The sequence below is a fragment of the Neoroseomonas eburnea genome (assembly GCF_018129005.1).
Lineage (GTDB): Bacteria > Pseudomonadota > Alphaproteobacteria > Acetobacterales > Acetobacteraceae > Neoroseomonas > Neoroseomonas eburnea.
This window is the reverse complement of the sequence record NZ_JAAEDL010000041.1, coordinates 1-19,786: the sequence shown is the minus strand read 5'-3', so window position 1 is coordinate 19,786 and position 19,786 is coordinate 1. Positions and strand designations below refer to the sequence as shown.

19 protein-coding genes are annotated in these 19,786 nt (G+C 72.2%); 5 read left to right on the top strand and 14 right to left on the bottom strand.

The features are described 5' to 3' along the window. The first annotated feature begins 72 nt into the window (after nucleotides 1-72). Genes GXW74_RS25180 through GXW74_RS25170 form a run of 3 tightly spaced genes read left to right on the top strand, consistent with a single transcriptional unit; the run spans nucleotide 73 to nucleotide 2,443 of the window. A complete protein-coding gene (locus GXW74_RS25180; RefSeq protein WP_338148329.1) occupies nucleotides 73-714 on the top strand; it encodes a CDP-alcohol phosphatidyltransferase family protein in 642 nt (213 codons plus the stop codon). Further along, nucleotides 711-1,688 carry a phosphatidate cytidylyltransferase gene (locus tag GXW74_RS25175; RefSeq protein ID WP_211849352.1) on the top strand — a complete coding sequence of 326 codons (978 nt, stop codon included), beginning with the start codon at nucleotides 711-713 and terminating at the stop codon, nucleotides 1,686-1,688. Before GXW74_RS25180 ends, GXW74_RS25175 begins: the two co-directional genes overlap by 4 nt. Continuing rightward, nucleotides 1,688-2,443 carry a lysophospholipid acyltransferase family protein gene (locus GXW74_RS25170; protein ID WP_211849351.1) on the top strand — a complete coding sequence of 252 codons (756 nt, stop codon included), beginning with the start codon at nucleotides 1,688-1,690 and terminating at the stop codon, nucleotides 2,441-2,443. The genes GXW74_RS25175 and GXW74_RS25170 overlap by 1 nt, the downstream gene beginning before the upstream one ends. Here the strand turns inward: GXW74_RS25170 and pgi are convergent. From pgi to GXW74_RS25115, 11 genes are all read right to left on the bottom strand, one after another. Next, entirely contained in the window at nucleotides 2,385-4,022 is a 1,638-nt protein-coding gene (gene pgi, locus GXW74_RS25165) for a glucose-6-phosphate isomerase (protein ID WP_211849350.1), read from the bottom strand. The two genes, GXW74_RS25170 and pgi, sit on opposite strands and share 59 nt — an antisense overlap. Before the next feature lie 457 nt (nucleotides 4,023-4,479). Then, a complete protein-coding gene (locus tag GXW74_RS25160) occupies nucleotides 4,480-5,733 on the bottom strand; it encodes a M16 family metallopeptidase (RefSeq protein ID WP_211849349.1) in 1,254 nt (417 codons plus the stop codon). A gap of 4 nt (nucleotides 5,734-5,737) precedes the next feature. Next, nucleotides 5,738-7,108, bottom strand: a complete 1,371-nt coding sequence (locus GXW74_RS25155; RefSeq protein WP_246524108.1) for a M16 family metallopeptidase — start codon at nucleotides 7,106-7,108, stop codon at nucleotides 5,738-5,740. 226 nt (nucleotides 7,109-7,334) lie between these two features. After that, nucleotides 7,335-7,907, bottom strand: coding sequence for a DUF3035 domain-containing protein (locus tag GXW74_RS25150; RefSeq protein WP_211849347.1), 573 nt, complete (start codon nucleotides 7,905-7,907; stop codon nucleotides 7,335-7,337). Then, complete coding sequence (gene lspA, locus GXW74_RS25145) at nucleotides 7,904-8,401, bottom strand: signal peptidase II (protein ID WP_211849346.1); 498 nt, start codon at nucleotides 8,399-8,401, stop codon at nucleotides 7,904-7,906. The genes GXW74_RS25150 and lspA overlap by 4 nt, the downstream gene beginning before the upstream one ends. A 157-nt stretch (nucleotides 8,402-8,558) precedes the next feature. After that, entirely contained in the window at nucleotides 8,559-11,393 is a 2,835-nt protein-coding gene (gene ileS / locus GXW74_RS25140; RefSeq protein ID WP_211849345.1) for an isoleucine--tRNA ligase, read from the bottom strand. Between the two features lie 184 nt (nucleotides 11,394-11,577). After that, on the bottom strand, nucleotides 11,578-12,270 hold the full coding sequence (locus GXW74_RS25135; RefSeq protein ID WP_211849344.1) for a hypothetical protein: 693 nt from the start codon (nucleotides 12,268-12,270) through the stop codon (nucleotides 11,578-11,580). Between the two features lie 212 nt (nucleotides 12,271-12,482). Further along, nucleotides 12,483-13,097: a YopT-type cysteine protease domain-containing protein gene (locus GXW74_RS25130; protein WP_211849343.1), complete on the bottom strand. Its 615-nt coding sequence runs from the start codon at nucleotides 13,095-13,097 to the stop codon at nucleotides 12,483-12,485. Nucleotides 13,098-13,235: 138 nt separating this feature from the next. After that, nucleotides 13,236-14,153 (bottom strand): bifunctional riboflavin kinase/FAD synthetase, encoded by a 918-nt coding sequence (locus tag GXW74_RS25125; RefSeq protein ID WP_211849342.1) that lies wholly within the window; start codon nucleotides 14,151-14,153, stop codon nucleotides 13,236-13,238. 157 nt (nucleotides 14,154-14,310) lie between these two features. Then, the gene (locus tag GXW74_RS25120) at nucleotides 14,311-14,892 is read right to left on the bottom strand and encodes an LOG family protein (RefSeq protein WP_211849341.1); all 582 of its coding nucleotides are present in this window, start codon (nucleotides 14,890-14,892) and stop codon (nucleotides 14,311-14,313) included. A 3-nt stretch (nucleotides 14,893-14,895) separates the two neighbouring features. After that, nucleotides 14,896-15,342 carry a MaoC family dehydratase gene (locus GXW74_RS25115; RefSeq protein ID WP_211849340.1) on the bottom strand — a complete coding sequence of 149 codons (447 nt, stop codon included), beginning with the start codon at nucleotides 15,340-15,342 and terminating at the stop codon, nucleotides 14,896-14,898. 116 nt (nucleotides 15,343-15,458) lie between these two features. Here GXW74_RS25115 and GXW74_RS25110 point away from each other — a divergent pair, with 116 nt between their 5' ends. Beyond that, entirely contained in the window at nucleotides 15,459-16,586 is a 1,128-nt protein-coding gene (locus GXW74_RS25110) for a M20 family metallopeptidase (RefSeq protein WP_211849339.1), read from the top strand. A gap of 9 nt (nucleotides 16,587-16,595) precedes the next feature. After that, complete coding sequence (locus tag GXW74_RS25105; protein ID WP_211849338.1) at nucleotides 16,596-16,925, top strand: YnfA family protein; 330 nt, start codon at nucleotides 16,596-16,598, stop codon at nucleotides 16,923-16,925. Nucleotides 16,926-17,345: 420 nt separating this feature from the next. On the opposite strand, the gene GXW74_RS25100 is transcribed toward GXW74_RS25105, so the two are convergent. The 3 genes from GXW74_RS25100 to GXW74_RS25090 all read right to left on the bottom strand — a co-directional run. Then, a complete protein-coding gene (locus GXW74_RS25100) occupies nucleotides 17,346-18,050 on the bottom strand; it encodes a class I SAM-dependent methyltransferase (protein WP_211849337.1) in 705 nt (234 codons plus the stop codon). Between the two features lie 117 nt (nucleotides 18,051-18,167). Next, on the bottom strand, nucleotides 18,168-19,040 hold the full coding sequence (locus GXW74_RS25095; RefSeq protein ID WP_211849336.1) for a DMT family transporter: 873 nt from the start codon (nucleotides 19,038-19,040) through the stop codon (nucleotides 18,168-18,170). Nucleotides 19,041-19,522: 482 nt separating this feature from the next. After that, nucleotides 19,523-19,786 (bottom strand): GcrA family cell cycle regulator (locus GXW74_RS25090; protein WP_272877358.1); only part of this gene is annotated, 264 nt, incomplete at its 5' end.

Sequence of the window (19,786 nt, the reverse complement as noted above, 5' to 3'; positions counted from 1 at the left end):
GGGGCGAAGCCTTTCCTTCCGGCCGGTGCCGCGGCACGCCATGCTGCGTGCGGAATGGTGAGCGGGGGCAGGGTGGACGCAGCGGACCGGCGGCCGATCGCGGCGCGCAATCTCGGAGCGACGCAGAAGGTCGCGGCTTGGCTGGTGGCGCGCGGCGCCTCGCCGAATGGCATTTCCCTGGCCGGGATGGCGGCGGGGCTCGGGGCCGGATTGGCCTTCGCCGCGACGGATTGGCTGCCTGGGGGCGCCTGGCTGTTCTGGCTGCTCGGCGCCGCGCTGGTGCAGGCCCGGCTGATGGCGAATCTCTTCGACGGCATGGTGGCGATCGGCCGGGGTGTCGCCTCGCCGGTCGGGGAATTGTTCAACGAGGTGCCGGATCGCGTGTCGGATACCGCGGTGCTGCTCGGGCTCGGCGTCGCGGCGGGGTCGGTGGCGCTCGGGCTGGCGGCGGCGCTGGCGGCGATGGCGACGGCCTATGTCCGCACCACCGCGCGCGCGGCCGGCGCGCCGAGCGATTTCTGCGGTCCGATGGCCAAGCAGCACCGCATGGCGCTGGCGACCGCGCTCGGCGTCTGGTGCGCGGTGGTGCCGGCGGCGTGGTCCGGCGGGGCCTGGGCGCCCTGGACGGTGCTCGCGGTGATCCTGGCGGGGTCGCTGGCGACCGCCTGGCGAAGGCTGGCGCGCGCCGCCGCTGCGCTGGAGGCGAAGCCATGATCCGCCAGGACGTCTTCGCCCATCCGGTGACCATCGGCATCGTCGCGGCGACCGTCGCGGTGCTGGCGATCGCGGCGGCGGTGATCGGCACGATGACGCTGCGCGGGCGCGGCACGCCGGAACTCCGGCGGGAGTTGTGGCTGCGCCTCGGCTCCTGGTGCCTGCTGCTGCCGCTGATGATGGGGCCGGTGCTGCTCGGGCGGGAATGGGTAATCGGGGCGGTGACGCTGCTCGGCCTCGCCTGCCTGCGGGAATTCGACCGCGCCACGGGGCTGTTCCGCGAACCGCTGGTCGCGGCGTTGGTGGTGCTCGGCATCCTGGCGGCGAATTTCGCGGCGCTCGACCATTGGTACGGGTTCTTCGTGGCGCTCTGGCCGCTGACCGTGGGCGTCATCGTCGTCGGCACCATCCCGCGCGACCGGCCGGCGGGCTACATCCAGCGCACAGCCCTCGGCATCTTCGCCTACATGCTGTTCGGGGCGGGGCTGGCGCACCTGTCCTACATGGCGAACGAGCCGGGCTTCCGGCCGATCCTGCTCATGCTGCTGACCACCGTCGCGCTGTCGGACGTCGCCGCCTTCACCTTCGGCAAGCTGATCGGCGGGCCGAAGCTGCTGCCGGCGACCAGCCCGAACAAGTCGGTCTCCGGCGCGCTCGGCGCGCTGGCGGTGACGACGCTGCTGGTCGCGGCGCTCTCCTTCTTCATCTTCCGCGGCACGCCGATGGCGCAGCCCCACTGGCTGCTGACCTTCGGCGTCATCGTCGGCATCGGGGCGCAGGCGGGGGATCTGATGCTGTCCTCGATCAAGCGCGATATCGGCATCAAGGACATGGGCACCATCCTGCCCGGCCATGGCGGGGTGCTGGACCGCTTCAACTCCCTGCTGCTGGTCGCACCTGCCGCCTTCCACTTCATCCAGTTCTTCGTCGGCTTCGGCATGGGTCAGCCAACGCGGCTGATCACGGGCGGCTGATGGAGTGGAAGCTCCGCCCGGCGCGCGACCACGGCCTGCCGGCAGAGGAACGGCTGCGCAGCCTGTCGCGCGAGCGCGGCCTCGGCAGCCTGCTGCTGGGCAGCGCCTGGCGGGCGGCGCTGCGGGGCTATCTCGCGGCCTTCCACCGGCTGCAGGTGACCGGGCGGGACCACCTGCCGCCGCCGCCCTTCGTGCTGATCGCCAACCACAGCAGCCACCTCGACGCGCTGACGCTCTCCGCCGTGCTGCGCGGGGAGGCAGCGCGGCGCGCCCATGCGCTGGCGGCCGGCGACACCTTCTTCACCTCGACACTGTCCTCGGCCTTCGCCGCCTATGCGGTCAACGCCCTGCCGGTGTGGCGCAAGCGGACCAAGTCGGGCGAACTCGCGACGCTGCGGGAGCGGCTGGTCGAGGACCGGCTGGTCTACATCCTCTTCCCCGAGGGCACCCGTGCGCGGGACGGCGCCATGGCCCCCTTCCAACCCGGCATCGGCGTGCTGGTGGCAGGGACCGAGGTGCCGGTGGTGCCCTGCTTCCTGGAAGGCTGCCACGCCGCCTGGCCGCCAACGCGGTCCTGGCCGAGGCCGGGCAGGCTGCGGCTGCGGATCGGCGCGCCGCTGCGCTTCGCCGACCTGCCCGCCACGCGCGCCGGCTGGGAGGAAGCGGCGCGGCGCTGCGAGGCCGCCGTGCGCGCCCTCAGCCCGCCCGTTGCAGCCGCAGGATCTCCGCCGCCAGTGGGCCCGTCGCCGCGCTGACCGCCGCGGCCTCCCCGCGCAGCAGCGCCTCGGTGCGGGTGGCGATGGTCTTGCCGAGCTCCACCCCCCATTGGTCGAAGGGGTTGATGCCCCAGAGCGCGCCGAGGCTGGCGACCTTGTGCTCATAGAGCGCGACGAGCTGGCCCAGCGTGAAGGCATCGAGCCGCGGCAGCAGCAGCGTCGTGCTCGGCCGGTCGCCGGGGAAGACGCGATGCGGCGCGAGGCGCGCGATCTCCGCCTCGCCGGCGCCGGCGGCGCGCATCTCGGCCCGCACCGCGTCCTCGTCCTTGCCGAGCATCAGCGCCTCGGCCTGCGCCAGGCCGTTCGCCAGCAGCTTGCGATGGCTGTCGGCATGGGCGTGGTCGGGATTGGCGACCAGGATGAAATCCACCGGCACCGGCGTGGTGCCCTGGTGGATGAGCTGCATGAAGGAATGCTGCGCGTTGGTCCCCGGCTCGCCGAACACCACCGGCCCCGTCGCGCGCGGCGCCGGCAGCCCCGCCGCCGTCACCCGCTTGCCGAGGCTTTCCATCTCCAACTGCTGCAGATGCGCGGGAAAGCGCGCGAGGCGCTCGTCATAGGGCAGCACGGCGCGCGCCGGGCAGCCGAGCATGTCGACATGCCAGACCTCGGTCAGCGCCAGCAGCACCGGCAGGTTGTCCTCGAGCGGCGCGGCCAGGAAGTGCTCGTCCATCGTCCGCGCACCGGCGAGCAGCCGGGCGAAGGCGTCCCAGCCCAGCGCGAGAGCCAGCGACAGCCCGATCGCGCTCCACATCGAAAACCGCCCGCCCACCCAGTCGCGGAAACCGAAGACGCGCTCGGGCGCGATGCCGAAGGCGGCGGTCGCCCGCAGATTGGTCGAGAGCGCGGCGAGGTGGCCGCCGACGGAGCCCTCCCCCAGGCTGTCCGCCAGCCAGGCGCGCGCCAGGCCTGCATTGGCCATCGTCTCCTGCGTCGTGAAGGTCTTCGACGCCACCAGCACCAGGGTCCGCGCGGGGTCGAGGCGCGCGCGCACCTCCTCCCACGCATGGGCATCGACGTTGGCGAGGTAGTGCGGCCGCAGCGGCGCGGCCGGCGTCCACAGCGCGCGCGCCGCCATCGCCGGGCCGAGGTCCGAACCGCCAATGCCGATGTTCAGCACGTCGGTGAAGCGCTCGCCCGTCGCGCCGCGCAGCGTGCCGTCATGCACCTGGCCGACGAAGCTGCGCATCGTCGCAAGCGAGCCCTGGACGGCGGCGGCGGCGTCCTCCTCCCCGGTCCGGACGGCGACTCCGGCGGGCGCGCGCAGCGCCATGTGCAGGGCGGCGCGGCGCTCGGTGGCGTTCACCGCCTCCCCGCGCGCCATGGCGTCGCGGAAGCCCTCGACACCGGCGGCACGCGCCAGGACCAGCAGCGCCGCCAGCGCCTCATTCGATATCGCCGTCTTCGACAGGTCGAGCAGGATATCCCCCGCGCGGCGGGAGAAGCGCGCGAAGCGGCCCGGATCGGCGGCGAAGAGAGGGCGGATGGCGGTGGCCCCGGGCCGGCGGCCCAGGGCCTCCAGCGCGGCCCAGGCGGCATCGATGTCGCGGCTCGGCATGGTCACTCCTGCGGGCGGGCATCCTGCCATGGGCTTGGCGGAGGGGAAGGGCCGCAGCAAATCGCAATCATGTGGCCTCGGCGTGGCATCCCGGCCCGGGCGGGGGGCGGCGCGTCCGGCAGGGCACCGTCAGTCTCATTGCCGGACGATGATGAATCGATTCCGGAACATCGACCGGCTGGCCGGGAAGGCGCCATGTCGCGGACAGCCGGGGTTTTGCACCGGACCTGCGGCGCTCGCGCCATCGTGGGTCTCGCCTGAGGTGCGGGAAGGCCGATGGCGATTGAGGGGGCGTTGCCCCCTCAAGCTCCCCCAGCAGGGGACACGGTCCCCTGCACCCGCGGATACCAAAGCATGGGTTTCCAAAGGCCTTAAGCCTTTGGCGGGGTGAGCCCGAGAGGGGCGGCGCCCCTCTCGGAACAGTCGCCGCAGCGAACCGGACGAAGGCGGTCGCGCCCTACATCCCTTCCGGCTGCCCGGCCACGGTCACGGCCAGGTCCTGCGGCTTCAGGATCGCCGAAGCGACGCGCGCCGCGCCGTCCCGCGTGATGGCGCGCAGCCGCGCGTTGCGCCCGTCGAGCCAATCCAGCGCCCGCCGGTTGCGCCGCATCGCCAGCAGCGTGCCGGCGATGCGCCGGCTGTCGGTGAACTGCAGCGGCAGGGAGCCGGTGAGGTAGGCCACCGCCTCCTCCAGCTCCGCCTGCGTCGGGCCGTGTTGCGCGAGGTCGGACCACACGCCGCGGGTCACCTGCAGCGCCTCGGCCACCTTGGCGTTCTCGGTGGCGAAGGCGCAGGTCACCACGCCGCCGCCGAACATCGTCTCGAGCCCGACGCCGATGCCGTAGGTCAGCCCGCGCTGCACGCGGACCGCCTCCATCAGGCGCGACGAAAAGCCGCCGCCGCCGAGGATGCGCAGCACCACCTGCGCCGCTTCCCAGTCCGGGTCGTTCGGCGCGATGCCGGGCTGGCCGAGCACCACCTGCGACTGCGGGCTCGCCACCAGCACCACCTGGCGCCCGAAGGCGGTGAAGGGCGGTAGCGTGGGCGGGGCTTCCGGCGCGCCGGCCGGCAGGCCGCCGAACAGCGCCGGCAGCAGCGCGGCGAGTTCCGCCGGCCGGATCGCACCGGACGCCGCGATCAGCAGCCCGTCCCGCCGCATCTGCGCGGCGAGTGTCGCGCGCATCGCCTCGACCGGCACCGCAGCCAGGCTTTCCGCCGTGCCGGTGGCCGGCCGCCCGGCCGGATGCCCCGGGAAGGCCGAGGCCCAGAAGGCGCGGCCGGCCTGGCCACGTGGGGTTTCCAGCGCCTGCCGCGCCCCGGCGATCGCCCGCGCCCGCACGCGTTCCACCGCATCCGCATCGAAGCGCGGCGCGGTCATCGCCAGCCGCGCGAGGCGCAGCGCCTCGGGCAGCGCATCGGTCAGGCAGCGGAAGCCACCCTCGAAGGCGTCGCGCCCGGCGGAGAAGTTGAGCCCGATCGCCGCATCGCGCAGCGCATCGGCGAAGGCGAGCGCGCGGAGCTCCCCCGCGCCTTCGGTCAGCAGCGCCGCGGCCATGGCGGCGGTGCCTTCCTGCCCGGCCGCGTCGCGCGCCGCGCCGCCGGCCCAGGACCAGGAGATCGAGACGACCGGGACCGTATGGTCTTCGACCAGCCAGGCGGAGAGGCCATCCGCCTCGACGACGCGGATCGGCAGGGTGAAGCCGTTGCTCATGGGATCAGGCCGCCTCGGGCAGGAGCCAGCCGACCGTATCGGCATCACGGCCGAGCACCGCGCGCGCCGCCGCGGCCACCTGCGGCCTGGTCACGGCGCGCAGCCGCGCGGGCCAGAACTCCACCACCTCGGCGGGCAGGCCGATGGCGAGCACGCCGCCCAGCATGCGCGGCGCCGCGCCGAAGCTGTCGAGCGACAGCAGCGCACCGGCCGAAAGCTGGCGGGTCGAGCGCGCCACCTCCTCCTCGGTCGGACCGTCCTGCAGCAGGCGGGCGACGACGGCGGCGGCTTCCTGTTCCAGCCGTTCGGGCGTCACGCCGCGGCGGGGCACGGCCCAGATGGTGAATTCCGTCTCGCCGGCCGCCTCACCGTCGTAGCCGGCACCGGCCGAGACGGCGAGGCCGGTTTCCACCAGCGCGGCATGCAGCCGGCTGCCCTGGCCGCCGCCGAGCAGATGGGCCAGCGCCTCGAGCGGCAGGGCGTGGCGGGTTTCCCCGGCTGTCAGGCTCGGCGCCATCCAGGCGCGAAGGAACAGGGCCTCGCGCGCCGTCGGTTCGCGGCGGATGAGGCGCGGTTCGTGCGGCGCCTCGGGCGCGCGGGCGCGGTCGCGGGTCGCGGCGGCGCGGGGGGGGACCTTGCCGTAGTGTTCCTCGGCGAGGGCGCGCAGCTCGGCCTCGGCCACCGCGCCGGCGACGACGAGCGTGGCGTTGGCGGGCGCGTAGAAGCGGGCATGGAAGCCGGTGATATCGTCGCGCGTGATGGCGCGGATCTCGTCCTCCCAGCCGATGATCGGGCGGCCGGGCCAGGTCTGCGGGCCCCAGAGGGCAGCGCGGAAGGCTTCCTGGAAGCGGGCGCGGGCGGAACTGTCGGTGCGCTGGCGGCGTTCCTCCAGCACGACGCGGCGCTCGCTTTCGAGCTGGTCGGCCGGGATGAGCGCGGCGGCGAAGCGATCCGCCTCCATCGCCATGATCATCGGCAGGCGGGAGGCCTCGACCTGCTGGTAGTAGGCGGTGACGTCGCGGGAGGTAAAGGCGTTGTCGTTGCCGCCTTCCCGCGCGACGCGGCGGGAGAGCTCGCCGCTCGGCACGTTGGGGCTGCCCTTGAACATCATGTGCTCGAGGAAATGGGCGACGCCGGACCGGCCCGCCGGATCCTCCGCCCCGCCGGCGGCGTAGAAGAGGTACTGAGCGACCACCGGCGCGCGGCGGTTCTCGACGAAGACGACCTCCAGCCCATTGGCGAGCCGCCATTGCGCGGCGCCGAAGAGGGGGCGCTCCGCCGGGCCGGATGCAGCCGCCTGGGCCTGGGCGCGGGCGGCGGGAGCGGCGGCCGCGAGCGCCGCGGCGGCAGCGATGGTGGTTCGGCGGGTCATCATGGGCATGCCTTCAAGATGGGCCCGGACCCTGGCCGGGGGAAGCGGCCTTACCGAAGCGTATGGGAACGGCAAGGCGCCGCCCCGGGGGAGGGCGGATCGAGGGGGGCCTGCCCCCTCGAGCTCCCCCGGCAGGGGACACGGTCCCCTGCACCCGCGGCGACTCAAGTATCGGCTTCCAAAGGCCTGAGAGCCCGAGAGGGGCAGCGCCGCTCTCGGAAGCCCCCCGTCAGAGACCCAGCCGTTCCCAAAAGGTCCGGCGGCGCGGCTGCTCCACCGGGGTCACGCCGGCGGCTTCGTCACGGCCGAGCGCCGCATTCTCGCGCAGGCGCTGCGCCTCCCGCGTCGGGTCCACCGCAGTGCCGGGCGGCGGCGGTTCGCGCCAGAAGATCAGCCGGTCGGTCAGGGTCCGGTTCGGCTGGTCGAGCCGCAGGCTCTCCTCGTCCACCCGCCGGCGGATGTCCTCGGGCGCATCGGGGCCGGCGCGCTGGATCAGCGCGGCCTCGCCTACCGTCACGCGCTGGCCAGGGGCGCGGCGCGGATCGTCGAGCGACAGGCCGGGCACCAGCAGCGCCTCGGCCTGGCCGCGGGCAGTGCGTTCCTGCGGGCGCGGCGCGCCGGGGCGCGGCGTCGGCAGCGTCGTCATGTCCGGCGGCATGGACAGCGGCGCGCGGGTGGTCACCTGGAACTCGTCCGGCGCGTCGCGCACCAGGCCAAGCGTGCGGCCCGTGTCCTGGCCGCAGGCGGACAGCAGAACGGCAGCCGCGACAGCGGCCAGCGGGGGGATGGGGCGCGTCCTCATGAGCCTTCCTTAAGCCCGGGCTTGGGCCGGAACAAGGCATCCGCGACCAGGGCGATCACGCCACAGACGATTGCCGCGTCCGCCACATTGAACACATACCAATGCCAGCCCCAGCCATGGGCATCGACGAAGTCCACAACGGCTCCGAAACGAACGCGGTCGATGACATTGCCGACCGCGCCGCCCACCACGGCACCCAGCGCCACGGCGGTCGGGCGATTCTCCGCCCGCGCCATCCAGCGCAGCAGGAAGACGGCGATGACAAGGGCCAGCAGGGCCAGGAGCAGGTGACTCCAGGCCCCGTCGCTTGCCAGCAGGCCGAAGGTCACGCCGCGATTCCAGACCATGGTCAGGTCCAGGCCGAAGGGGCCGGCGGCAAGCAGCGGGATCTGCCCGACCTCGGGCAGGCGGGCGACCTCGAGGATCCACCATTTGCTGACCTGGTCGGCAACCAGGATGCCGGCGGCAACCGGCAGGCCGAGGCGGAGACTCATGCGGGGGCACCGCCGCCGCGCCGGCAACCCGTCGCAAGTGCCTGCATCTGCGATAGGACCCCGAGCCACCGGGATGGCCGGACCATATGCACAGGTGACGCGGGGGCGCCGCCCCCGCACCCCCGCCGGGGTGGCCGGACCACCCCGGACCCCGCCGTCACGAGAGGGACTCCACGGCATCCTCGCAGCGCAGGCAAAGGCCCGGGTGCTTCGCGGAACGGCCGACCTCGGGGAGCACGCGCCAGCAGCGGGCGCATTTCGCGCCGGGGGCGGCGCGGAAGGCGGCCTCCGGAGCCTCGGCCTGCGCCAGCGCGAAGCCGGAGGTGATGCAGATTTCCGCCCAGGCCTCCTCGGGCAGCAACGCGGCGTCGGCGGCCGGCACGGCCAGCACCGGCGCGGCCTGCAGGCTCGATCCGATCGTGCCGGCGACGCGGGCCTTCTCGAGCTCCGCCGTCACCACGCCGCGCAGTTCGCGCACGCGCGCCCACTTCGCGGCGAGCGCCTCATCCCGCCACCCCGCGGGGACGAAGTGGAAGTCGAGCAGATGCACGCTCCCCTCCTCGTCGGGGAAACGGGCGAGCCAGGCTTCCTCCGCCGTGAAGGCGAGCACCGGGGCGAGCCAGGTGCAGAGGCAGCGATGCAGCACGTCCAGCACCGTGCGCGCGGCGCGCCGGCGCAGGCTGTCCGGCCGGTCGCAATAGAGCGCGTCCTTGCGGATGTCGAAGTAGAAGGCCGAAAGGTCCGTCGCGCAGAAATTGTGGATCTCGGGATAGACGCCGGTCCAGGCGAAGCGGTCGGCGGACTCCGGATCGGCGGCGGCGCGGATGCGCGCATCGAGTTCCGTCAGCCGGTGCAGCACCCAGCGTTCGAGTTCCGGCAATTCCGCATAGGGGACGATCTCCTCCTCGGAGAAGCCGTCGAGGCTGCCGAGCAGCCAGCGCAGCGTATTGCGGATGCGGCGATAGAGCTCCGCCTGCTGCTTCAGGATCTCCGGCCCGATGCGCAGGTCGAGCGCGGTGTCGGAATTCATCACCCACAGGCGCAGGATGTCCGCGCCGTACTGCTTCATCACATCCTGGGGCGCGGTCACGTTCCCCAGCGACTTCGACATTTTTCGTCCCTGCTCATCCAGGACGAAGCCATGCGTCAGCACCGCCTTGAACGGCGCGACGCCGTTGGTCCCCACGCTTTCCAGCAGCGAGGAATGGAACCAGCCGCGATGCTGGTCCGATCCTTCCAGATACAGGTCCGCCGGGAAGGGCAGCCCACGCGGCGGCAGGACGAAGGCGTGGGTCGAGCCGGACTCGAACCACACATCGACGATGTCCATCACCTGTTCATAGAGCTTCGGGTCGCGATCCGGGCCGAGGAAACGCTCGGCTGCGCCCGGCTTGTACCAGGCATCCGCACCTTCGGTGCGGAAGGCCTCGACCACGCGCCCGATGATGGCCGGATCGCGCAGCGGCTCGCCGGACTGCTTGGACACGAAGATCGGGATCGGCACGCCCCAGGCGCGTTGGCGGCTGATGCACCAGTCGGGCCGCGCGGCGATCATGGAATCGAGCCGGTTGCGGCCCGCATCCGGCACGAAGCGGGTCTTCGCGATCTCCTCGCGCGCCTTGGCGCGGATGGTGGTGGCGTCGTCCGTCTCGCCGAAGGCGAGCGGCTTGTCCATCGCGATGAACCATTGCGGTGTGGCGCGGAAGATCACCGGCTTCTTGGACCGCCAGGAATGCGGGTAGGAATGCGTCAGCTTCCCCGTCGCCGCCAGCGTGCCGGCGGCGCGCATCGCCTCGTAGATCGCGGTGTGCGCCTTGAAGACATGCAGCCCTTCGAAGCCCGGCGCGTGCCGGGTGAAGGTGCCGTCGTCGTTGACGGTTTCCGGGATCGGCAGGCCGAACTGGCGGCCAAGGTTGAAATCGTCCTCGCCATGGCCGGGCGCGATGTGCACGAAGCCGGTGCCGGCTTCGGTGGTGACGAAATCACCCGGCAGCAGCGGCACGTCGAAGTCGTAGCCGGCGCCGCGCAGCGGGTGCGCGGCGATCACGCCTTCGAGTTCCGCTCCCTTCAGCACCCGCTTGATCGTGTGCGGGCCGATGCCGGCTTCCTTCTCGAAGCCCGGAAGCAGCGGCAGCGCGACGAGAAGGCGATCGCCGACCTTCAGCAGCGACGTCTCGGCCACGCCCTCCACATGCACCAGCGCGTAGTCGATCTCCTCGCCATAGGCCACGGCGCGGTTGCCCGGCATGGTCCAGGGCGTGGTGGTCCAGATCACCACGTCGGCGCCGACGAGATCCTCCGCCTTCGCCTTGAGTACGCGGAACTTCGCGTGCAGCGTCGGCGAGACGTGGTCGTGGTACTCGATCTCGGCTTCGGCGAGCGCGGTCTTCTCGACCGGGCTCCACATCACCGGCCGCAACCCGCGATAGAGCGAGCCGTTGAGCAGGAACTTGCCGATCTCGCCGGCGATCTTCGCCTCGCTCTCGAAATCCATCGTCGCGTAGCGGTCGGCCCAGTCGCCGGCGACGCCGAGGCGCTGGAACTCCGCGCTCTGCACGCCGAGCCAATGCGTCGCATAGGCGCGGCATTCGGCGCGGAAGTCGAGCACCGGCACCGCATCCTTGTCGCGGCCCTTGGCGCGGTATTCCTCCTCGACCTTCCATTCGATCGGCAGGCCGTGGCAGTCCCAGCCCGGGACGTAGTTCGCATCGTGCCCGGCCATCTGCGCGGCGCGGTTGATCACGTCCTTCAGGATCTTGTTCAGCGCGTGCCCGATATGGAGGTTGCCGTTGGCATAGGGCGGGCCGTCATGCAGCACGAAGGTGTCGCGGCCCTTGGATTGCTTCCGCAGCCTCTCCCACAGGCCGAGCCGCGCCCAGCGTTCGAGCATGGCGGGCTCGCGCTTCGGCAGGTCGCCGCGCATCGGGAAGGGGGTCTTGGGCAGGAAAACGGTGCCGCGGTAGTCGCGGGCCTCGGCGGGGCTGTCGGTCATCGGTGCCTGTCTCGGGCCGCCGGCCGCGGGGGCTTCCGGGTCTGGCGGCGGGTCATGGGGAGGTCGCGCGGAGAAACCCGGCCCTCAGTCGAGGACCGGGACGGTAATTCGCGCAGGCGCGTCCCAGGCCATGGCAGGCTTATGGGGAGGGCGGCACCAGGGCGTCAAGCGCGCCCGGCGCGGTTCAGCGGCGCGGGCGCAGGGAAGCGACCGGCGTTTCCCCCTGCAGCTCCGCCACGCAGGCTTCCGCCCCGCCCGGCCCGGCGAGCGGAGCGAGCGCGGCGCAGAGATACGGGACCCGTGCCGCCCAGCCCTCCCTGACGGCGGGGCGCAGCCCGGCGCGAAATACCGCGCGCCTCTCCCCGTCCAGCGCGATTGCCGCGGCCAGGCGCGGGCCGTCCTCGCCGAGATGACGCGCGGTCACTCCCGGTTCCACCGCCTCCAACGCCGCGCTGCCGGCAGCGCCGAGACCGATCGCCACCACCACCCCTGCGTTGACCTGGAGCTTCAGCGCCTCCAGCGCGCCCAGCACCTCGGCCACCGGCCCGGGCGCGGCGGCGGCGCAGTTCCCGATGCCGCCGGCGCGGCCGAAGACGACGTGCAGCACGGCGGTTTCCTCCGCGAGCAGCGCCGCGTTGAGTCGTGCCGCCGCGGTCTCGTCCTCGGGGCCGTTGCTCAGCATCACCGCCGCGGCGTCGCCGGGCAGCCAGTCGAGCGGGACCTCCAGCGCCAGCAGCCGCGCGCAGTCGAGGGTCGCGCCGCCCGCGGCCGAGGGTGTCACCCAGATCAGGTCGAGCGCCGTGGCAGGAACCTCCGCGCGGGCCGGTGCGGCAGCCACCGAAGCGATCAGGGCGACGGCGAGGCGGTGCGACGTCATGGCGAAGCTCCTCTCGGACCTGGCCTCGCGGCGGGACGGAGAGGCGGCGGGACAGGGCGGTCCCGCCGGCGTCTCCGCCGCGCCCGCGATGAGTCGGTGCGAGAAGACTACATCCGGGTACGAAATGTCATTGAGGCGGATCACGTTCCTTTCAAGTTCGCGCCAAATCCTCGCCGCCCGGCGCGGCGCGGGCGATATCGCCCGCGGACCTTCTACTGCGGCGCGTTCACTCCGCAGATGAAGGTCGCCTTCTTGTAGCGTTCCTCGTAGCCCGTCGCCTGGAAGTACCAGTCGAGGAAGTCCTTGAAGGTATCGGCGCCGGAGGCGACGAAGTGCCCGTAATTCGCGTCGAACAGGCGGAAGGTCTTGCCGCCTTCGTTCTGCGCGGCGATGGCGTGGCCGCCGCCCTCGCGCTTCAGGCTGATCCCGTAGCAGCCCTCGGAGCGCGTCAGCATCAGGTTGACGAAGGCGCCGCTCGGCCGGTTCATCCGGGTGAGCTGGAGCCCTTCGCTGATCGTCATGTGGTAGGCACCGGTCGATTTCTCCCAGTGCTCCGCGTAGTTGGACTTGTCCTCATCCTCGTAGATGTTCTGGATGGCCGTCGCGCGCCAGTCCGTCTCGGCATAGACCTTGGTTGAGCTATTGTAGGGGAAGTCGCGCCCCTGGTAGCGCAGCCAGATCCAGCGGACCGCCATGCCCATGCAGTAGCCGGAATAGGCATTTCCCCAGGGTCCGGGCATGGTCATCGCATCGGTCTGCGACTGGTCCATCGCGTAGACGATGTAGCCGGCGTCACGCGCCGTACGCTGCACAGAGTCCCAGTTCATCGGGAGCTTCCTCCTCCGCTGTCCTGTCCGCGGAGTGCGGACCGTGATCGTAGGTTGCGGGCATTTCGGCCCCGAGGGCGATGAAACGCTTCGCGTCCGTTACGACCGGGGCGCCTCCCGGGCAGATCCGCGGGAGGTTCAGCCCAGGGCGGCGCGGGCCTGTTCCACGTCTTCCGCGATCGCGGCCTTGAGTTCCTCGAGCCCTGCGAACTTCGCATCCGGTCGCAGGAAATGGACCAGGCGGACGCCGATCTCCTGGCCGTAGAGGTCGCCCTCGAAGTCGAAGATGAAGGTCTCAAGCCGCGTCTCGGGGTCGCCACCGAGGGTCGGCCGGCGGCCGACATTCGCCACGCCCTTCGCCTCCCGCCCGTCGGGCAGGGCGACCGTCACCGCATAGACGCCGCGCGCGGGTTCGAGGTGCCGGCCGATCCAGAGATTCGCCGTCGGCCAGCCGAGCACCCGGCCGAGCTTGTCGCCATGCACCACCGTGCCGCGGATCTCCCACGGGCGGCCGAGCTTCTCCGCCGCGCGGTCGGGGTAGCCGTCCTGCAGCAGGCGGCGGATGCGGGTGGAGGAGACCGCCTCCCCGCCATGCTGCACGGGCGGCACGATGGACAGGCCCATGCCGCGCTTCTCAGCCTCCCGCGACAGGAAGGCGACATCGCCGCCGCGGCGGTGGCCGAAGGCGAAATCCGGGCCGCAGGCCAGGTGCTTCGCGCCGAGGCCGCGATGCAGCACCTGCTCGACGAATTCCTCGGCGGTCATCGCCGCGAAAGCGTCGTCGAAGGGCAGCGCGAAGACGAAGGATGCACCGGCGGCCACGAGGGCGGCGGCCTTGGCGGGCAGCAGCGTGAGCCGGAAGGGCGGGTCGTCGGGGCGGAAATGCTCGCGCGGATGGGGCTCGAAGGTGAGCGCGGCGATCGGCAGGTCAGGACGCGCGGCATGGGCGGCACGCAGCACGGCGACATGGCCGATGTGGACGCCGTCGAAATTGCCGAGGGCCACGGTCGCGCCGCGGGCCTCGCGCGGGATGTGGTGCCAGGAGTTGATGATCATGGCTTTCGCCTGAAGGTCGGGGGAGGGTGAACCTCCCCCGAGCCCCCTCCCTTCTTTGGCACCTGGGAACTGACTTCGGCGGTCAGTCCCCAAGTGCCAAGGAAGGTTGAGGGGGGTACGGGGGGAGAAGTTCCCTTCTCCCCCCGGGCGCTCGCGCTCATTCCTCGCCCGGCCTCAGCCAGCGCGGCACGTCCGGCGGCGTGAAGCCGTCGAGCGCGTCCAGTGCCGCCTCCGGGTCCGGCGCCAGCAGCGCCGTGGCGCGCATCTCCGGCTTGAGGAAGCCTTCCGCCATCATGTGGTCGAGCATGCCCATCAGACGCTGCCAGTAGCCAAGCGTATCGACGAAGACCACGCCCTTGCGGTGGATGCCGAGTTGCAGCCAGGTCAGCGCCTCGACCACTTCCTCGAGGGTGCCGTAGCCGCCGGGCAGCACGACGAAGCCGTCCGACATCTCGGCCATCATGGCCTTGCGCTCGTGCATGGAGGCGACGACGCGGAGGTCCTTGATCTTGCCGTTGGCGGCTTCCCGCGCCACCAGCCCATGCGGGATGATGCCGGTGACCGGCGCGCCGGCAGCCAGCGCCGCGTCGGAGACCGTGCCCATCAGACCGACCGCCCCGCCGCCGAAGACCAGGCCCATGCCGCGCGCCGCGATGGCGCGGCCGAGTGCTTCCGCCGCCGCGCGGTATTCCGGCCGCGCGCCGATGGCGGAGCCGCAGAAGACACAGATGCGACGCATGTCCTATTCCGCCGCCTTGGCGGCCTGGATGGCGCGGGAGGGGACCGAGACATAGGCCTCACCTTCCAGCACGGGCTCTCCCTTCACGGTGCAGACGGTGCGCAGCGTGGCGCGGTGCTTCTCGGGGTGCAGGGCGGCCACTTCGACCGTGGCGGTCACGGTTTCGCCGATGCGCACCGGGGCGCGGAACTTCAGCGTCTGCGACATGTAGATGGTGCCCGGGCCGGGAAGCTGCGTGCCGAGCACCTTGGTGATCAGGCCGGCCGCCAGCATGCCGTGGGCGATGCGCTCCTTGAAGATCGAGGTCGCGGCGTATTCGGCGTCGAGGTGCATCGGGTTGGTGTCGCCGGTGACGGCGGCGAAGAGGACGATGTCGGCCTCGGTGATCGTCTTGGAGAATTTCGCGGTCAGACCGACCGAGAGATCCTCGAAACAGTAGCTTTCGGGCATGGGAGGCGGGATCCCCGTTGTGCGCTGCGGGACGGTCGTTACCGGCCCGGCCGAGGATGGACAAGGGAAAACCCCCCTGCCAGAAGCCGGGGCTTCCCAGCACGAGGACACCTTCCATGCCGCAGACCGAGATCGGCTCCTCCGAACGCCTGCTCCAGGAACTCCGCACCTGGGTCGAGCACGAGACGCCGACCACGGACCCGGCCGCGGTGAACGGCCTGATCGGCAAGGCGGAGGCGGAGCTCGCCGCGGTCGGCGCGGCGCTGGAGCGCATCCCGGGCCGCGGCGGCTACGGGGACACGCTGATCGCCCGCACGCCGGGCGAGGGCGCCCCGGTGGTGGTCGCCGGGCACCTCGACACGGTGTGGGACCACGGCACGCTTGCGACCTCCATGCCCTGGAAGGTGGACGGGGCGAAGGCGCATGGGCCGGGCATCTACGACATGAAGGCGGGTTCCTTCTTCGCCTTCCATTCCGTGCGCGAGATCCTGCGCCAGAAGATCAAGACGAAGCGCCCGATCATCCTGCTGCTGACGCCGGACGAGGAGGTCGGCAGCCCGACCTCCCGCGCGCCGATCGAGCGCGCCGCGACGGGGGCGCGCGCGGTACTGATCCCCGAGCCGGCCGGCGCGGGCGGCGCCTGCGTGACGGCGCGCAAGGGCGTCGGCCGCTTCGTGATGAAGGTGCACGGCGTCTCGGCCCATGCCGGCGGCAACTGGCAGGACGGGCGCAGCGCGGTGGTGGCGCTGGCGAAGAAGATCCTCGAGGTGCATGCGCTGACCGACCTCGCCGGCGGCACGACGACCAACGTCGCGCCGATCTGGGGCGGCACGCGCCCGAACGTGGTGCCGCCCGAGGCGGGCTGCGAGATCGACTGCCGCGTGACCAGCATTCCCGAGGGCGAGCGCATCGAGCGCATCATCCATGCCATGGCGGGCGAGGCCGACGGCATCCGCATCGAGGTGGAGGGCGGCATGAACCGCCCGCCGATGGTCGAGACGCCGGAGATCGCGGCGCTCTACGGCATGGCGCGCGGCATCGCGGCGCGCAACGGCTACGACCTGCCGAAGCAGCACCGCGGCGGCGGATCGGACGGCAACTTCACCGCGGCGATCGGCGTGCCGACGCTCGATGGCCTCGGCTGCACCGGCGCGGGCGCGCATGCGCCTTTCGAGCACATCCTCTGGCAGGACCTGGCGCCGCGCTGCGCGACGCTGTGCGAGCTGCTCGAGACCATCGACTGACGTCGCGGCGTGTTCCAGGTCGGCACATTCTATGCGCTCGCCGCCGCCGCGGAGATCGGCGGCTGTTTCGCCGTCTGGGCGGTGGTGCGGCTCGGCCGCAGCGCCTGGTGGCTGGTGCCGGGTGTCGCGCTGCTGGTGGCTTTCGCCTGGCTGCTGACGCGCGTCGAGACGCCGGCCGCCGGGCGCGCCTTCGCGGCCTATGGTGGCGTCTACATCGCGGCGTCACTCGCCTGGATGTGGGGTGTGGAAGGGCTGCGGCCGGACCGCTGGGATGCGATCGGCGCGGCGCTGTGCATCGCGGGCGCGGCGGTGGTCCTGCTCGCGCCGCGCGGGGCGTGACCAGGGGCGGCGCCCCTTGCGCGCGAAGCTTGTCACGCTACTGGTCGGAGAGGGGCTCTGCCCCTCTCCAAACCTCACCCCGCCAGGGTGCAGGGCACCCTGGACCCACCGACACATGGATACGAGCGGCACGAGTTCTTGACTCGTGCCGAGGCCGCGAATGCGGCCCGCCGGCAGTCCGGCGAAGCCAAGCAAGCCGGAGGTTTGCGCCAGGCGTCTGAGGGCACGGCGCGCGGAAGGAATCCCGGGCTCTCGGCGCGGCGCATCCTTCGTCGCCGCGGAACTCCTGCCCTGCCCGACACCAAGTGACGGCTTCCAAAGGCCTTTCGGCCTTTGGTGGGGTGAGGTCCGGAGGGGGGCAAAGCCCCTCTCCGGTTCCTTGATCGCCGCATGATCGCGCGCCGCTTCCGGCGCGCCGCCCTATTCCGCGGCGAGCGCCCGGGTCTCGGCCACAGGGTTGCGCAGCGTCACCAGGGTGAAGATGCCGGCCGGCGGGCAGGGTTCGATGCTGTCCACCCGCGTCGTCTCCGGGTCCAGCAGGTCGCGCAGCGCGAAATCCGGGTGCCAGCCGAGGCGGCGGGAGAGCGGTGCCATGGCGCGTTCCACCCACCAGCGCGGCCCGCCCTCCGCGGCGAAGTGGTTGACGAAGAGCAGATGCCCGCCGGGCCGCACCACCCGCGACATCTCGGCGAAGAGACGCCGCGCATCCGGCACGACCGAGGCGGTGAACATCGCCACCGCGATGTCGAAGGCCCCGTCGGCGAAGGCCATGCGCTCGGCGTCCATTTCGAGCAGGCCGCGGACATTGGTCAGCCGCTCGGAGGCGACGCGTTGCCTGGCGATGTCCAGCATGTGTCGCGACAGGTCGATGCCGACCACCTGCAGGTCCCGCCGGTACTGGGGCAGGGCGAGGCCGGTGCCGACCCCCACTTCCAGCACGTTCGGACCCGCCAGGCGGTTGACCGCGGCGACGGCGCGCCGGCGGCCAAAGCCCGAGACGCCGCCGAACACGGTGTCATAGACCCCCGCCCAGCGGCGGTAGGCCTCCCGCACGCTGTCGGCGTCCAGCGCCGCGCGTGCGTGGCCGCGTTCCTCGGCCCCCTTGGCCATTCCAATGTCAGCCATCGCATCCCTCATGCACGGCCCGGCGCGAAGGAGCCGCGAGTCGCCCGGTGCCGAAGGGCGTTCCCGCGCGGGGGACTTCGCTAGACCACCGGGGGCGGCGGCGCAAGCGCCTCGACGTCATGGTACGCGGCGGGACCGGTCCGGCAGGGCCACCAGTACGCCGCCGGTGGCGATCACCGCCATGCCGACGATGGTCAGCGCATCCGGCGCGTCGCCGAAGATCAGCAGCCCGGCGAGCACCGCCCAGATCATCTGGGTGTAGGACATGGGCGCGAGCAGGCTGGCGGGCGCGCGGGCGAAGGCCATCACCAGCAGCCCATGCCCCAGCCCGCCCAGCACGCCGAGCAGCACGAAGGCCCCCCATCCTTCTGCGGAGGGCCAGGTCCATTCGAAGGGCATGCTGGCGGAGGTGACGATCGAGGCGGCGAAGCTGGTATGCAGGATGGTGGTGCGCGGGTCGTCCACACCGGCGAGCTTGCGCGTCAGGATCTGATATACGGCGAAGAGCGCAGCGGTGCCGAGGGGCAGGAACATCGCCCAGTGCACCGGCTGGCCGCCGAAGAGGAAGGTCGGACGCAGCAGCACGACGACGCCGGCGAGTCCGATCACCACCCCCGCCCAGCGCCGCCAGCCGACGCGTTCCTTCAGCCAGACGGCGGCGAGCGCCACGGTGAAGAGCGGCGAGGCGAAGCCCACCGCTGTCGCGTCCGCCAGCGGGATGTGCACCAGCGCATTGGTGAAGAGCCAGTTGCAGGCTGCCAGCGTCAGGCTGCGCAGCGTCTGCAGCCCCGGTGCGCGGGACCGCCAGGGCACCTGGCCGGTGACGATGCGCAGCGCGAGGGCGACGGTGAGGAAGCCGAACAGGAAGCGCGCCCACATCACCTGCGGGACGGCAAAGCCTGCGGTCAGCAGCTTGATGATCGTGTCCATGGCGACGAAGGTCGCCAGCGCTGCCAGCTGCAGCGCCACCCCGGCCAGGCGCGAATGCATGATCAGCGCAGCATCGCCGCAATGTGCGGCTGGCGGAAGGCGTCATCGCGGGCTTCGGCGCGCCAAAATGCGGCGCGGGCAGGGCTGTCGTGCCAGGGTGGCGCAGGACGCGCGGCCAGCCGGACGCCCGCCGCGCCACCACGGATTGATACGAGCGGCATGAGCTCTTGCCTCGTGCCGAGGCCGCGACGGGCACCCGGTCACCTTGCCTTGCAACATGGCCGGGGATCGGGAATGCGGCCCGCCGGCAGTCCGGCGAAGCCAAGCAAACCGCAGGTTTGCGCCCGGCGTCCGAGGGCATGAAGTGGCGGATACCAGTGGTCGCGAATAGCTGCCGCTGGCATGGGCGCAACACACGGCCAGACCCCAAGGCCCGGCCGGGGCCGCGAAGAAGGCGGCCCGCAACATGCCGACGGCTGCCGGCGGCGCTTCGCCGATGACCAGGAAGGCACGGCGGCCTAGCTGCCGCCGCCCGCCGATGCCTACGCCGCGTCCTCGCGACGGTCCCGCGGCTTCACGTAAGCCAGCGCCGCGTGCTCCATGCAATAGGGCTTGCCGGCCATCGGCTCGCCGCCGCAGAAGCGGAAGCCGCTGGTGCCGGGCTCGCCGATCGGCCAGCAGCACGCGCGCGTGCCGAAGCGCGGGCGGGCCGCCGGGAAGCTCCGCACCACCGGGGCGGCGGCCGCGACGGGCTGCGGCGCCGGCGATGCCACCGGCCGCGGCGCGGGCGCCGGCGCCAGGCGCTG

Coding starts and splice junctions, on each gene's coding strand:
- GXW74_RS25175 (WP_211849352.1), top strand. CDS start 711: ATGATCCGCCAGGACGTCTTCGCCCATCCGGTGACCATCGGCATCGTC.
- GXW74_RS25170 (WP_211849351.1), top strand. CDS start 1,688: ATGGAGTGGAAGCTCCGCCCGGCGCGCGACCACGGCCTGCCGGCAGAG.
- pgi (WP_211849350.1), bottom strand. CDS start 4,022: ATGCCGAGCCGCGACATCGATGCCGCCTGGGCCGCGCTGGAGGCCCTG.
- GXW74_RS25160 (WP_211849349.1), bottom strand. CDS start 5,733: ATGAGCAACGGCTTCACCCTGCCGATCCGCGTCGTCGAGGCGGATGGC.
- GXW74_RS25155 (WP_246524108.1), bottom strand. CDS start 7,108: ATGATGACCCGCCGAACCACCATCGCTGCCGCCGCGGCGCTCGCGGCC.
- GXW74_RS25150 (WP_211849347.1), bottom strand. CDS start 7,907: ATGAGGACGCGCCCCATCCCCCCGCTGGCCGCTGTCGCGGCTGCCGTT.
- lspA (WP_211849346.1), bottom strand. CDS start 8,401: ATGAGTCTCCGCCTCGGCCTGCCGGTTGCCGCCGGCATCCTGGTTGCC.
- ileS (WP_211849345.1), bottom strand. CDS start 11,393: ATGACCGACAGCCCCGCCGAGGCCCGCGACTACCGCGGCACCGTTTTC.
- GXW74_RS25135 (WP_211849344.1), bottom strand. CDS start 12,270: ATGACGTCGCACCGCCTCGCCGTCGCCCTGATCGCTTCGGTGGCTGCC.
- GXW74_RS25130 (WP_211849343.1), bottom strand. CDS start 13,097: ATGAACTGGGACTCTGTGCAGCGTACGGCGCGTGACGCCGGCTACATC.
- GXW74_RS25125 (WP_211849342.1), bottom strand. CDS start 14,153: ATGATCATCAACTCCTGGCACCACATCCCGCGCGAGGCCCGCGGCGCG.
- GXW74_RS25120 (WP_211849341.1), bottom strand. CDS start 14,892: ATGCGTCGCATCTGTGTCTTCTGCGGCTCCGCCATCGGCGCGCGGCCG.
- GXW74_RS25115 (WP_211849340.1), bottom strand. CDS start 15,342: ATGCCCGAAAGCTACTGTTTCGAGGATCTCTCGGTCGGTCTGACCGCG.
- GXW74_RS25110 (WP_211849339.1), top strand. CDS start 15,459: ATGCCGCAGACCGAGATCGGCTCCTCCGAACGCCTGCTCCAGGAACTC.
- GXW74_RS25100 (WP_211849337.1), bottom strand. CDS start 18,050: ATGGCTGACATTGGAATGGCCAAGGGGGCCGAGGAACGCGGCCACGCA.
- GXW74_RS25095 (WP_211849336.1), bottom strand. CDS start 19,040: ATGCATTCGCGCCTGGCCGGGGTGGCGCTGCAGCTGGCAGCGCTGGCG.